Genomic DNA, 12850 nt, shown 5'->3' on the forward strand with positions numbered 1-12850 from the left:
CGCCGCGCGCCGGGCGCGGGGGCGTGCGGCTGGCCTAGCCGGCCATTTCTTCCGCGAACAGCTCCAGCACCGCCCAGCCGCGCGCCGCGGCCAGCTCGCCCAGCGCCATGTCCGGGTTGGTGGCGACCGGGTGGCTCACCGCTTCCAGCAGCGGGATGTCGTTGCGGGAGTCGCTGTAGAACGCGGTGCGCTCGAAGCCGTCCCACGACAGCCCGAGCGCGGCCAGCCACTGCGCGACGCGCTCGATCTTGCCCGCGCCGAAGCTCGGCACGCCCTGCACGGCGCCGGTGAACTCGCCGCGCGCGTCGCACGCGGCCTCCACCGCGACCAGGTGCGCGACGCCGAGCGCCGCGGCGATCGGCTCGGTGACGAAGCGGCAGGTCGCTGTGACGATGCAGCACAGGTCGCCGGCCTCGCGGTGGCGCGCCAGCAGCGCGAGCGCTTCGGGGAGGATGGCCGGTGCGATGACCTCGCGCATGAAGCCGTCGCGCAGCGCTTCCAGGCGCGCGCGCGGATGGCGCGCCAGCAGGCCGAGGGCGAAGCCGGCGTGGCGGTGGAAATCGAGCCGCCCGGCGCCGTACTCGGCCAGCCAGAGCGCGTTGTTGGCCTCGACCTCGCGCGCGTCGGCGGCGCCGGCCGCCACCAGGTAGCGCGCCCATTCGTATTCGCTGTCGAGCGGTAGCAGGGTGTGGTCGAGGTCAAACAAGGCAAGGCAGGACATGCGCCGTCTCCGGTCGGAAAACCGGAAAGCATGCGCAGGCGCGGTGACTCGCCGATGATGCGCGGCGCAAGAATTCCGATACGGCTATCGGCGTATTTGCGCCGCGCCGGCCGCGCGTTCGCTCATGCCGCCGCGCGCGGCGCGAGGCACTCCAGGAACGCGCCGATCAGGCGCGTGTGGGTGCGGCCCTGCAGGCAGTACAGGTACTCGTGCAGGATCGGCGGCTGGCTGGAGAAGGGCACCGCGCACAGGCCGGCATCGCGCGGGACTTCGCCCAGCGGCACCACGCTCGCGCCGAGGCCCTGGCGAATGGCTTCGTAGATGGCCTCGCGGCTGCCGATCACGGTGCTCGACGGCAGCCGCAGGCCGGCTTTCTCCAGCGCGGTCTCGACCGCCTTGCGCGTCATCGAGCCGTGCTCGCGGATCAGCAGGTGGCAGGCGGCGATCTGCTCCAGGCTGACGCTGGGCGCGCGCGCCAGCGCGTGGCCGGGGTGGACCACCAGCACCATCGGGTCGGATGCCAGCGTGATGCGGGCCAGGCGCTCGTCGTCCACGGCGTGCGAGGACACCGCGACGTCGATGCGGTACTCGAACAGCGCGTCCAGCATCTGCTGCGAATTGCCGATGTCGAGGCTGATCTCGATGGCCGGATGGCGCTCGCGGAACGCCGCCACGCTGGGCAGGATGTAGTAGGGACCGGTGGCGCCGATGCGCAGGTTGCCCAGGTGCAGGTTGCCGGCGTTGCGCAGCAGGAAATCCGCGCTGCCTTCGTGCTGCATGAGCTGCTCGACCACCGGCATCAGCGCCACGCCCACGTCGCTGAGGTCGACGCGGCCGGCGCGCCGGTAGAACAGTTCGACGCCGTAGCTCTCCTCGAGCTGGCGGATGCGGCCCGTGACGGTGGGCTGGCTGACGCGCAACTGCTTGGCGGCGGTGGTGATGCTGCCCTGCCGCGCCACTTCATAGAATGTCGTCAACAGGTCGCCAAGCATGGGGGAATCCGTGGGGAATGAGGCAAGCGCGCCAGTCTAGCGGCGCTTTGTGACAGTTCCGTGCAACGCCGCCGGACAGGGCGGCGCCGCACGGCGGGCCGGGGGTGGACCCGATAGGAGCCGCAGGGGGGCGGACGCGCGCCGGACGCGCGCCGGGGCGCGCTGCCCCGGTCCGCGCGGCGGGGCTCAGGTCACGATCTGCGCCGGCATGCCCAGCGCGGGATCGGACTTGCCGTCCGCGCCGGTTTCCAGGCGGCCGGCGAAGCGCCGCTGGAAGCCGCCCTGGGGCACCGTGACGACGAAGTCGTACCAGTTGTCCTGCAGGTTCAGCGGCCAGTGCTGGTCGAGCTGCTTGCCGGCCGGGATGTCGAACGACCACGGGCCGTCGGCGCGGTAGGCGCCCGGCTTGACGGTGAAGGTGCAGGGCGCCGCGCCGGTGTTGATCATGGTCAGGTAGACCGCGGCGTTGGCCACGTCGTAGCACACGCGGATTTCCGGCGCGGTGCCGCCGGCGGCCGCCACGGCGCTGACGTTGCCCTTGAAGCTGCGGTGGAAGCCGTTCGGGCCGGTGATCCACAGGTCGTACTTGCCGCCGTCGGCGGCGTAGACGTCCCAGCTGTCGTGCAGTTCCTTGCCGGGCTCGACCGCGTAGCGGCGCGGCACGCGGTCCAGGTGCAGGCGGTCGTACACGTGGAACACGGCGGCGGCGGTGCCGCTGTTGCTGAACAGCAGCCACATGGCGCGCGACACCGGGTCCTCGCGCCCGCTTACGTGCAGCTCGTAGGGCAGCGCGCGCGACGGGCGCTGGCCGACTTCCTGGTTGGCCGGCGCGGCTGCCTGCGCGCTCTCGCTGGGCACCGGCACCTGCGCCTGGGCTTCCTGCGCGGTGCGCAGGGCGTCGGCGCCGGCCTTGGTGCTGGCCGGGATGGCCGGCAGCGCCGCGCTGTTCGGGCTGACGAAGTTGAAGGCCGAGAGCAGGTCGCCGCAGACGGCGCGGCGATAGGCGCTGATGTTGGCCTCGGCCACGCCGAAGCGGGCTTCGAGGAAGCGCAGCACCGAGGTGTGGTCGAACACCTGCGAGTTGACCCAGCCGCCGCGGCTCCACGGCGACACCACGTACATCGGCACGCGCGGGCCGGGGCCGTAGGGGTGCTTGTCGGTGTGGTACTCGCCGTCGGTGGCGATGGTGGACTTGCCGGCCAGCACGCCGTTGCTGTCGTAGGCGGGCGCGCACGGCGGCGGCACGTGGTCGAAGAAGCCGTCGTTCTCGTCGAAGTTGATCAGCAGGACGGTGCGGCTCCAGATGTCCGGGTTGGCGGTCAGCGCGTTGAGCACTTCCTGCGTGTACCAGGCGCCTTGCACCGGGCTGGAAGGCCCGGGGTGCTCGGAGTAGTTGGCCGGCGCCACGATCCACGACACCTGCGGCAGCGTGCCGGCGGCGATGTCGTCCTTGAACGACTGCAGGAAGCCGTTGTCGGGCATGGTATTGCCGATGCCCTTGATGAGCGGGTTGATGGCTTCATCGGTGGCCGCGCTGTACGCGGTGTAGGGGCTGCCGTTGGCCGCGTTGCCCTTGGCCTCGTTGGCCTTGCGGTACTGCACGAAGCCGGCCAGCGGGTTGTCGGTGAAGTTGTCCGGCATGTTCTGGTAGAGCTTCCAGCTCACGCCGGCGGCCTGCAGGCGTTCCGGGTAGGTGGTCCAGGTGTAGCCGCTGGTGGAGGCACCCATCGAGTCGCCGCTGTTGTCGATCACGGGGCCGCCGCGGGCGCCGGTGGGATCGTTGGTGCCGGTCCAGTGGAACAGGCGGTTGGTGTTGGTGCCGCCGTGGAAGCTGCAGTGGTACGCATCGCACAGCGTGAAGGCGTTGGCCAGCGCGAACTGGAAGCCCAGCTCGGCCTCGGTGTAGTAGCCCATCGACTGGGTGTTCTTGTAGGTCGGCCACTTGTTCATGCGGCCCAGGTCCCAGGCGTTCTGCGCGTCGGGATAGCTGTGCGGGGTGCCGTTGACGCGCTGGGCGTTGCCCTGCGTGCTGTCCAGGTGGTACGGGCGCACGATGCGGTTGGTATAGCCCTGCTGCCACACGTCGAGGCCGCCGGCCAGCGGGATCGGGAACCGCTCGCCGAAGCCGCGCACGCCCTTGAACGTGCCGAAGTAGTTGTCGAAGGAACGGTTCTCCTGCATCAGGATCACCACGTACTCCACGTCGCGGATGGTGCCGGTGGCGTTGTTGGCGGGAATCGCCAGCGCGCGGCGGATCGACGGCGGGAAGGCGGCCAGCGCCGCGGCCGCGGCGGTGGTGCCGCTGGCCATCTTGAGGAAGTTGCGTCTGCTGTGAAGGCTCATCGTTGTCTGTTCTGGCTAGGCTGGTTCGGCGGATCGGTGCGTGCGATGGCGGCCCGGCGCGTGGCGCCGGGCAGGCGCATCAGGGCGCGCAGCGCAGTTTCGGCGTGACGGCGGGCTCCTGCCCCGGCTGCGAAGGCTGGGACGGTTGCGCGGGCTGCTGGGCGCCGGCGGGGCTGCTGTCGTCGCCGCCGCAGGCGGTCAGCGCGGCGCACAGCGCCAGGGCCGCCAGCCAGCCGGGCAGGGCGAGGATCGGTTTGGAAGGCTTCATGTGACGGGCTCTCTTGGGGGGAATCAGGGGTTGAGCGTGGACAGCGGCTGGCGCGAGCCGGTGATGGTCTGCAGTTCGGACAGGCTGAGCTGGCGCGTCCACATGGCCAGGTCGTTAAACTCCATCACGCCCTTGAGCGAGCCGCCGTTGTTGGGCACGTAGGCATGCGTGGCATCGTCGTTGATGCCCCACTGCCCGGTCGCCAGGCCACCCAGCTTGGTCACGTCGGTGTTGGCGATGGCCTTGTTCTCGGTCTTCTGCACGCCGAGCACCGGGTCGATGATGTAGGCGCTGAAGGTCTTGGCCGTGGCGTTGACCGACAGGGCCAGGTAGGCCCACTGGTTGGCGCTGAACGTCATGCCCTGGATGTCGTCGCGCTTGCCGCCGCTGCCGATGTTGAAGCGCACCTCGCAACTGCCGAACAGGCCGAAGGCGATGCCCGCGTTGGCGCCGGACACGTAGTTCTTGTTCGACAGGATCGGCTCGCCGGTGCCGTTGCCCTGCGTGCAGTCGGACTTGAACCAGAAGCCGATGGTGAACTGCGGCGACAGCGCGATGTCGGCGCCGCTCTGCTTGAGCACGTAGGCGTCGATGTTGGAGTTGACCTTCAGCGATTTGGCGCCGAAGTTGTCGGTGCCGAGCGAGCCGCCGTCGGTGCCGGCCACCCACGGGCCGATGGTGGTGGTGCCCTTGGCATCGAGCGCGGGCAGCGTCTCGAAGCTGTAGTACGCGGCGAGGTTGTTGCGCAGCGTGTCGGCCAGCACGATCGGCTTGACGTAGTTGATCTGCGCCTGCAGGGACACGGGCACGCCGTTGCGCACCAGCGTGTAGTTGTAGCGGTACAGGCCGCTGTCGGGCGGGTTGAGCTTGGTGTCCTCGTAGCTGGTGGTGCCGGCGGGCAGCGCGGACTCGATCACCACGCCGTCGCGCAGCAGGGTCATGGGGCCGCTGGCGGTGGTGGGGTTCTGCCAGGACAGCACCAGGGTGTTGCTGAACTGGCCGACCACCGAGCTCATGGCGCGCGCGCCGGCCTCGCCGGTCAGCGCGGCGCCGTCGATCTTGTACTGGGCGGCCGGCAGTGCGGTGCCGCTGTGCGCCAGCAGCGTGGGCAGCAGGTCGGCCTCGCTCGGCATGGCCGAGAGCGCGGCGGCGTTGGCCGGCGCCGCGGGCAGGTTGCCGGCGAGCGCGTTGAAGGGCTTGTTCAGCGCGATGAACGCGGTGCGGTTTTCCACCGTGGGCAGCGTGGTGGTGGCGCCGGTGGCGTCGAGCCCGTGGCTGGCGGTCACGGCGACCAGCCAGTCTTCGCCGGGGTTGGCCTGGCGGCGCGCCTGCACGGCGGCCAGCAGCTTGCCGAGCGCCTGGTCGAAGCCGCTCAGCGCGGTGGCGTAGGCGCCGCCGTTGAAGCCCTGGCTCGCGGCGGCCAGGTCGGGCGCGGTGTACTGGGCGAACACCACGTCGTAGCCGGACTGCACCAGCTTCACGCCTTCCTGCGTCACGCAGTTGTCGTCGTAGGCGCAGTCGCGCAGCGAATCGAGGTTGCCGGCGGCGGCGTCCGCCTTGAGCAGCAGCGGCAGCGCCGCCGCGCCGGTGGCCGCGCCCAGGCGCTGCCGGGTCGCGCCGGTGTTGGCCGCGCGCAGGTACTGGAACAGGCTCGGGGCCTTCAGGCCGGCCGCGGCGGCCTGGTCGTCGGTGACGCCGTGGCGGTCCTGCCAGTTGCCGGTCAGCACCGTGGCCCAGCTCGGCGCGTCGAGCGGCGCCTGTTCGCTGATGGTGCCCAGCCTGCCGCCCGTGGACGACGGCGTGATCGCCAGCGTGGCCAGGTTGGGCATGCCGTGCTGGATCAGCGCATTCTGCAACTGGCTGTAGGTGGCGCCGTCCACGCCGACCAGCAGGATCTTCTTGCCGGCCGCGCCCGGCGTGGCGCCGCCGCTGCCGCCCTGGTCCGGGGCCGCCGTCGCCGGCGCATCGCTACCACCGCCGCACGCGGCCACCACGCCCGCCAGGGCCAGGCTGCACGCCATGCGTGCCTGCTGTTTCCATGCCATGTCTGCTTCCCTCTTTTCCGTTGTTTCTCAAGCCGCGCGCCGCCATCGCGGCGCTGCCGATCACGCTCCCCGTGACGCGTTGGCAGAGTAAGAAAAGGGGTTGTCAGCCGGGTGACATGCAGGCAAAGAATGCTGATGCGCCCATTTGTATTCCTGATGGAACAGGCACGGGCCGGGTGCGGAGGCGATCTGGAAAAGCAAAACGCCCGCGCGAAGGCGGGCGTTGGGAGACGTTGGGTGGTGTTCCGGGGAGACCGGGCAAGGCGCCCGGCCCGGTCTCAGGCCTTGGCGGCCTGCACCTGCGCGCCGTCGTCGCGCACGGTGCGGCGCCCGGCGGCGAGCGCCAGCAGGGCCGCCAGCGCGCAGGCGGCGCCGGCCGCGTACAGCGCCGGGGTGTAGGTCAGCAGCAGCGTGCGCGTCAGGCCGGCGCCGAACGCCGCGGTGGCCGCGCCCACCTGGTGCGCGGCGAAGATCCAGCCGAACACCATCGGCGCGCGCTCCTTGCCGAAGGCCGCGCCCGCCAGCCGCACCGTGGGCGGCACCGTGGCGATCCAGTCCAGGCCGTAGAACATGGCGAAGATCGACAGGCCATACAGCGTGAAGGTGGAGTGCGGCAGCCAGAACAGCGACAGCCCGCGCAGGCCGTAGTACCAGAACAGCAGCTTGCGGCAGTCGTAGCGGTCCGACAGCCAGCCCGACAGGATGGTGCCGACGAAGTCGAAGGCGCCCATCATGGCCAGCGCCCCGGCGGCCGGCACCGCGGCCATGCCGAAGTCCGCGCACAGCGCGATGAAGTGGGTCTGGATCAGGCCGTTGGTGCTCAGGCCGCAGATGAAGAAGGTGCCGGCCAGGACCCAGAAGGTCTGGGTGCGGGCGGCGTCGCGCAGCACCACGAAGGGGCCGCGCAGCGTGAGCGGCGCGGGCGGCTGGGCCGGCGCGGCATGCACCTGCTGCGGAACTTCGCCGTAGGCGGCCAGGCCCACGTCGGACGGGCGGTTGCGCATGAAGCAGAACACCAGCGCGGCCAGCGCGGCGCAGGCCAGCAGCACCGGCAGCACGGCGGTGCGCCAGCCCATGTGCTCGATCAGCCAGGCCGCCACCGGCAGGAACGCCAGCTGCCCGGTGGCCGAGCTGGCCGTGAGGATGCCGATCACCAGCCCGCGCCGCGCGCTGAACCAGCGGCTGGCCACCACCGCGGCCAGCACCAGCGCGGTCAGCCCGGAGCCGATGCCCAGCATCAGGCCCCAGGCGATGAACAGTTGCCACAACTGCGTCGCCACCGTGGCCAGCGCCATGCCGCCGGCGATCAGCGCCAGCGCGGCCCAGACCACGTTGCGCACGCCGAAGCGTTCCATCAGGATGGCCGAGAACGGTGCCATCAGGCCGAACAGCGCGAAGCGCACGGCCAGGATCGACGAGATCTGGTCGGTGTCCCAGCCCATTTCGCGGGTGAGCGGCTTGAGGAAGGCGCCGGGCAGGCCGAGCGCGGCCGACGTGGTCAGCATCACGCCGAAGGTGAGGGCGGCGATCAGCCACGCATAGTGGATGCCGCGCCGGTCGAGCCGGCTGGAAAGCGCTTGAGCAAACATGAATGTTCCGGGGGCGGAGTTCGTTGTGGTTCGGGGCGGGTGCGCGCGTTATGGCGCGAGCGGGCCCAGCAGCATCTCGCGCGCGGCGGCGAGGATCTCGTCGGACAGCGCATCGCCGGCGGTGGCCCGCGCCAGCGTCATCGCGCCCAGCAGCATGGACAGCTCGGCCAGCGCCAGCTTGCGGCGCTCGGCCGGGTCGGCGTGCTCGACGGTCTTGATCCAGTCCTCGACCATGACCTTGAGGCCGTCCAGGTAGGCCTGGCGCACCGGCTTGTCCACGGGCTCGCGCGCCACGTCGCTGGCCAGCGCCACCGCCGAGCAGCCTTCGCCGGGCGCGGCGCAGTGCTCCTGCGTCAGGTAGGGCTCGACCAGGTTGGCGCGCATGGCGTGCTTGTCGTCGCCGGCGCGGCCCAGGCGGCGCGCCCAGCGCTGCGCCGATTCCTCGAAGCCGCGCCGGCACGCCAGCGCCACCAGTTCGTCCTTGGAGGCGAAATGCCCGTAGAAGCCGCCGTGGGTCAGCCCGGCCCCGGCCATCAGCTCGGCCACGCTGACGCCGTTGAGTCCGCGTTCGCGGAACAGCCGCGTGGATGCCGCCTCGATCGCTTCGCGGTGCTTTTCCGCCTGTTCTCGTGATGCGCGCGCCATGTTCGTTCTCCTGCCAAAACTTTGCTTGACCGGATTTTATATGACGACCATAATTTATTCAATAGATGTCGACCATCATTTAAGAAGCCGCGGCCCGCCCCCGGGCCGCGGCGCGTGTCCTCACCAAGGAGTGTTTGTCATGCAGAACCTGTTCGATCTCACCGGCCGCGTGGCCGTCGTCACCGGCTCTACCAAGGGCATGGGCCTGGAAATGGCCCGCGCGCTGGGCGCGGCGGGCGCCGCCGTGGTGGTGTCCGGGCGCGACAGCGCCGGCGCCGAAGCGGCCGCCGCCACGCTTGCCGCCGAAGGCATCCAGGCCCGGGGCATCGCCTGCGACATCGCCGACGTGGACAGCGTGCGCGCCTTCGCCGAGCAGGCGCTGGCCGCCTACGGCCGGGTCGACGCGCTGGTGCTCAACGCCGCGGCCGGCGCCACGCCCGGCTCGCTGCTGACGCAGGGGCCGGAGCTGTTCGACCAGGCGATGGGCGGCAACGTGCGCGGCAACCTGATGCTGGTCAACGCGCTGTCGCCGCAGATGATCGCGCGCGGCGACGGCGCCATCGTGTTCACGTCGAGCATCGCCGCCAAGCGCGGCTCGGCCTTCCTCGGCATGTACAGCATCACCAAGGGCGCGACCGACCAGGCCGTGCGCAGCCTGGCGCTGGAACTCGGCCCGAAGGGCATCAACGTCAATGCCATCAACCCCGGCCCGGTGCGCACCGAGTTCTCGCGCGAGGCGCTGTGGGGCAATCCGGAGCAGGAAGCGCGGCTGGCCGCGGCGATTCCGATGCGGCGCATCGGCGAGGCGAAGGACGTGGCCGGGCTGGCCGTGCTGCTGGCCTCGCCGGCGGGCCGCTTCATCAGCGGGCAGAGCATCGGCGTGGACGGCGCGCTGTCGGTTGCCTGAACGGGTTGCCTGAACGGGTTGCCTGAACGGGTTGCCTGAGCGCGGCGGCGCGTGGCCCGCGCTTTCCTCCGGCCGGCTTCCCAAGCGGCCGCCGATGCGGCAAAGTAGCCGGATTCAAGCTACCGGACCGGACGCACGGGACCACGCCATGACGCAATCCTCATCCCCATCCGCACCCCAGGCCGACCCTGACCAGGAGCGCATGCAGGCCGCGCTGGCCGAGGTCTTCGCGCTCGCGCGCGCCGGCGACGCGGCCACGCTCGCCGGCCTGCTCGAGCGCGGCCTGTCGCCCGACCTGCGCAACGAGAAGGGTGACAGCCTGCTGATGCTGGCCTGCTACCACGGCCACGCCGAGGCCGCGCGCGTGCTGCTCGCGCGCGGCGCGGCGCCGGACCTGCGCAACGACAACGGCCAGACCCCGCTCGCGGGCGCGGCGTTCAAGGGTTACGCGGAGATCGCCGCGCTGCTGCTGGACCACGGCGCCGACGTCGAGGGCGCCTCGCCCGACGGCCGCACGGCGCTGATGGTGGCGGCGATGTTCGACCGCGCGGCGATCGTCGAGCTGCTGCTCGCGCGTGGCGCCAATGTCGGCGCGCGCGATGCCGGCGGCGCCACCGCCGCGGCAGCCGCGGCCATGATGGGCGCGCGCAATGCCGCGGCGCTGCTGGCGGGGAAGGACGGGCAGTAGCGCGCTATGGCGCGTGCCGGCGTGCGGCCGTCAGGCGTGCATCCCCGCGAGCCGCATCACGCCCCGCAGCAGCAGCGCGGCCACGCCGAGCGCCGCCACGCTGGCGATCCAGATCGCCAGCAGCCAGCCCACGCGCGCCAGCCAGCCGCGCGGCGCGGTGCCGTCATCGCGCCGGTTCGCGGCCATCAGTGATACCCCTCGCCGTGCCTGACCTTGCCGCGGAACACGTAATACGCCCACACCGTGTACATCAGGATGAACGGGATGATGAACAGGGCGCCGACCAGCGTGAAGCCCTGGCTCTGCGGCGGCGCGGCGGCGTCCCAGATCGAGATGCTGGGCGGCACGATGTTCGGCCACACGCTGATGGCCAGCCCGCTGTAGCCGAGGAAGACCAGCGCCAGCGTGTAGAGGAACGGCGCGATGCGCGCGTCGGCGCGCAATGAGCGCACCAGCCGGTACATGCACAGCAGCACCAGCAGCGGCACCGGCGCGAACCAGATCAGGTTGGGCAGGCTGAACCAGCGCGCGGCGATGCGCGGCTGCGCCAGCGGCGTCCAGATGCTGATCACGGCGATCACGCCGAGCAGGACCCAGGCCAGCCGGCCGGTGAGATGGAGCATGCGCCGGTGCAGGTCGCCTTCGGTCTTGACGATCAGCCAGGTGCTGCCCAGCACGGTGTAGGCCACCGCCACGCCGACGCCGCAGAACAGCGGGAACGGCTGCAGCCAGTCCAGCGGGCCGCCGGCGAAGACGCGGCCGCTGACGCGGATGCCGTCGATGTACGCGCCCAGCGCCACGCCCTGGAAGAAGGCCGCCGCCAGCGAGCCGCAGATGAAGGCCTTGTCCCACACGTGGCGCTCGCGGTCGTTGGCCTTGAAGCGGAACTCGAACGCCACGCCGCGGAAGATCAGCCCGAGCAGCATCAGGACCAGCGGCAGGTAGAGCGCGCTGAGCACCACCGAGTAGGCCAGCGGGAAGGCGGCCAGCAGGCCGGCGCCGCCGAGCACCAGCCAGGTCTCGTTGCCGTCCCACACCGGTGCCACGGTGTTCATCATCACGTCGCGGTCATGGCGGTCCGGCACGAAGGCATAGAGCATGCCGATGCCGAGGTCGAAGCCGTCCATCACCACGTACATCATCACCCCGAAAAAGATGATGACGGCCCAGATCAAAGAGAGGTCGACACCCATGTTCAGCTCCCGGAAGTGTTGATGGCGGGCACGTCGCCGCGGTCGTCGACGGCGGACAGCGGGCGCGCCGGCGTGTGCGCCGGATGGCCCGGACGGGCGGCGTCCTCGTCCTCATCGTCGTCGCCTTCGTGCATGACCGGGCCCTTGCGCACCAGCCGCATCATGTAGGCGATGCCCACGCCGAACACGAACACATAGGCCACCACGAACAGCGCCAGCGTCAGCGCGAGCTCGGGCGCGCCGTGCGGCGAGACCGCGTCGGCGGTGCGCATCACGCCGTACACCACCCACGGCTGGCGCCCGATCTCGGTGGTGAACCAGCCGGCCAGCAGCGCCACCAGCCCGGCCGGGCCCATCCACAGCGCCACGCGCAGGAAGGCGCGCGCGCGGTAGAGCGCCTCGCCGCGGCGCAGCAGCAGGCTCCACAGGCCGAGCAGGATCATCAGCACGCCCAGCCCGACCATCACGCGGAAGCTCCAGAACAGGATGGTGGCGTTGGGCCGGTCCTGCGGCGGGAACGCCTTCAGGCCGGGGATCTGGCCGTCCAGCGTGTGCGTCAGGATGAGGCTGCCCAGGCGCGGGATCTCCAGCGCGAAGCGGGTTTCCTCGCGCGCCATGTCAGGCCAGCCGAACACGATCAGCGGCAGCGGCTCGTTGCCGCGGTTTTCCCAGTGGCCTTCCAGCGCGGCGATCTTGGCCGGCTGGTGGGCGAGCGTGTTGATGCCGTGCATGTCGCCGATCACGGCCTGCACGGGCGCGACCACCAGCAGCATCCACATCGCCATCGACAGCATCTTGCGGATGGCCGGGTTGTCGCGCCCGCGCAGCAGGTGCCACGCGGCGGAGGCGCCGACGAACAGCGCCGTGGCGAGGAAGGCCGCCACGCTCATGTGCGCCAGCCGGTACGGGAACGACGGGTTGAAGATCACGCGCAGCCAGTCCACCGGCACCACGCGGCCGTCGATGATCTCGTAGCCCTGCGGGGTCTGCATCCAGCTGTTGGAAGCGAGGATCCACGTGGCCGAGATCAGCGTGCCGAGCGCGACCATCAGGGTGGCGAAGAAGTGCAGGCCGGGGCCGACCTTCTTCCAGCCGAACAGCATCACGCCGAGGAAGCCCGCCTCGAGGAAGAACGCGGTCAGCACCTCGTAGGTCAGCAGCGGGCCGGTCACGCTGCCGGCGAAGTCGGAGAAGAAGCTCCAGTTGGTGCCGAACTGGTAGGCCATCACCAGCCCGGACACCACGCCCATGCCGAAGTTGACCGCGAAGATCTTGGACCAGAAGTGGTACAGGTCGCGGTAGACCGGGTTCTGCGTGCGCAGCCAGCAGCCTTCCAGCACGGCGAGGTAGCTGGCCATGCCGATGGTGATGGCGGGAAAGATGATGTGGAACGAGATGGTGAACCCGAACTGGATCCGGGCGAGGTCGAGCGCACTCAGGCCGGGCATGGCGTGGTCTC

General features: G+C 70.8%; 12 protein-coding genes. 2 read left to right on the top strand and 10 right to left on the bottom strand.

Annotated features, from left to right (window positions below):
* Positions 1-34: 34 nt before the first annotated feature.
* From AC3WXD_RS02040 to AC3WXD_RS02070, 7 genes are all read right to left on the bottom strand, one after another.
* Positions 35-721 carry an HAD family hydrolase gene (locus AC3WXD_RS02040; RefSeq protein ID WP_020205749.1) on the bottom strand — a complete coding sequence of 229 codons (687 nt, stop codon included), beginning with the start codon at positions 719-721 and terminating at the stop codon, positions 35-37.
* A 122-nt stretch (positions 722-843) separates the two neighbouring features.
* Positions 844-1713 carry a LysR substrate-binding domain-containing protein gene (locus tag AC3WXD_RS02045; RefSeq protein ID WP_020205750.1) on the bottom strand — a complete coding sequence of 290 codons (870 nt, stop codon included), beginning with the start codon at positions 1711-1713 and terminating at the stop codon, positions 844-846.
* A gap of 186 nt (positions 1714-1899) precedes the next feature.
* On the bottom strand, positions 1900-4056 hold the full coding sequence (locus tag AC3WXD_RS02050) for a phosphocholine-specific phospholipase C (protein WP_492322923.1): 2157 nt from the start codon (positions 4054-4056) through the stop codon (positions 1900-1902).
* Positions 4057-4135: 79 nt separating this feature from the next.
* Positions 4136-4324 (bottom strand): hypothetical protein, encoded by a 189-nt coding sequence (locus AC3WXD_RS02055; RefSeq protein ID WP_020205752.1) that lies wholly within the window; start codon positions 4322-4324, stop codon positions 4136-4138.
* Between the two features lie 23 nt (positions 4325-4347).
* Positions 4348-6369, bottom strand: coding sequence for a LamG-like jellyroll fold domain-containing protein (locus tag AC3WXD_RS02060; RefSeq protein WP_029044192.1), 2022 nt, complete (start codon positions 6367-6369; stop codon positions 4348-4350).
* A gap of 278 nt (positions 6370-6647) precedes the next feature.
* Positions 6648-7958 (bottom strand): MFS transporter, encoded by a 1311-nt coding sequence (locus AC3WXD_RS02065; protein ID WP_020205754.1) that lies wholly within the window; start codon positions 7956-7958, stop codon positions 6648-6650.
* Between the two features lie 48 nt (positions 7959-8006).
* On the bottom strand, positions 8007-8603 hold the full coding sequence (locus tag AC3WXD_RS02070) for a TetR/AcrR family transcriptional regulator (RefSeq protein ID WP_059411825.1): 597 nt from the start codon (positions 8601-8603) through the stop codon (positions 8007-8009).
* A gap of 139 nt (positions 8604-8742) precedes the next feature.
* Between AC3WXD_RS02070 and AC3WXD_RS02075 the strand changes: the two genes are divergently transcribed.
* Complete coding sequence (locus AC3WXD_RS02075; protein WP_020205756.1) at positions 8743-9510, top strand: SDR family NAD(P)-dependent oxidoreductase; 768 nt, start codon at positions 8743-8745, stop codon at positions 9508-9510.
* 148 nt (positions 9511-9658) lie between these two features.
* Entirely contained in the window at positions 9659-10198 is a 540-nt protein-coding gene (locus tag AC3WXD_RS02080) for an ankyrin repeat domain-containing protein (protein WP_492322924.1), read from the top strand.
* 30 nt (positions 10199-10228) lie between these two features.
* Here AC3WXD_RS02080 and AC3WXD_RS02085 read toward each other — a convergent pair whose 3' ends face one another.
* The 3 genes from AC3WXD_RS02085 to AC3WXD_RS02095 are packed head-to-tail and all read right to left on the bottom strand — an operon-like array spanning position 10229 to position 12839.
* On the bottom strand, positions 10229-10384 hold the full coding sequence (locus AC3WXD_RS02085; protein WP_492322925.1) for a DUF2474 family protein: 156 nt from the start codon (positions 10382-10384) through the stop codon (positions 10229-10231).
* A complete protein-coding gene (cydB, locus tag AC3WXD_RS02090; RefSeq protein ID WP_029044195.1) occupies positions 10384-11391 on the bottom strand; it encodes a cytochrome d ubiquinol oxidase subunit II in 1008 nt (335 codons plus the stop codon). The genes AC3WXD_RS02085 and cydB overlap by 1 nt, the downstream gene beginning before the upstream one ends.
* Before the next feature lie 2 nt (positions 11392-11393).
* On the bottom strand, positions 11394-12839 hold the full coding sequence (locus AC3WXD_RS02095) for a cytochrome ubiquinol oxidase subunit I (RefSeq protein ID WP_492322926.1): 1446 nt from the start codon (positions 12837-12839) through the stop codon (positions 11394-11396).
* Between the last annotated feature and the right edge of the window lie 11 nt (positions 12840-12850).

It is taken from the genome of Cupriavidus sp. FW216-B1 (assembly GCF_058789195.1).

Coding starts and splice junctions, on each gene's coding strand:
- AC3WXD_RS02040 (WP_020205749.1), bottom strand. CDS start 721: ATGTCCTGCCTTGCCTTGTTTGACCTCGACCACACCCTGCTACCGCTC.
- AC3WXD_RS02045 (WP_020205750.1), bottom strand. CDS start 1,713: ATGCTTGGCGACCTGTTGACGACATTCTATGAAGTGGCGCGGCAGGGC.
- AC3WXD_RS02050 (WP_492322923.1), bottom strand. CDS start 4,056: ATGAGCCTTCACAGCAGACGCAACTTCCTCAAGATGGCCAGCGGCACC.
- AC3WXD_RS02055 (WP_020205752.1), bottom strand. CDS start 4,324: ATGAAGCCTTCCAAACCGATCCTCGCCCTGCCCGGCTGGCTGGCGGCC.
- AC3WXD_RS02060 (WP_029044192.1), bottom strand. CDS start 6,369: ATGGCATGGAAACAGCAGGCACGCATGGCGTGCAGCCTGGCCCTGGCG.
- AC3WXD_RS02065 (WP_020205754.1), bottom strand. CDS start 7,958: ATGTTTGCTCAAGCGCTTTCCAGCCGGCTCGACCGGCGCGGCATCCAC.
- AC3WXD_RS02070 (WP_059411825.1), bottom strand. CDS start 8,603: ATGGCGCGCGCATCACGAGAACAGGCGGAAAAGCACCGCGAAGCGATC.
- AC3WXD_RS02075 (WP_020205756.1), top strand. CDS start 8,743: ATGCAGAACCTGTTCGATCTCACCGGCCGCGTGGCCGTCGTCACCGGC.
- AC3WXD_RS02080 (WP_492322924.1), top strand. CDS start 9,659: ATGACGCAATCCTCATCCCCATCCGCACCCCAGGCCGACCCTGACCAG.
- AC3WXD_RS02085 (WP_492322925.1), bottom strand. CDS start 10,384: ATGGCCGCGAACCGGCGCGATGACGGCACCGCGCCGCGCGGCTGGCTG.
- cydB (WP_029044195.1), bottom strand. CDS start 11,391: ATGGGTGTCGACCTCTCTTTGATCTGGGCCGTCATCATCTTTTTCGGG.
- AC3WXD_RS02095 (WP_492322926.1), bottom strand. CDS start 12,839: ATGCCCGGCCTGAGTGCGCTCGACCTCGCCCGGATCCAGTTCGGGTTC.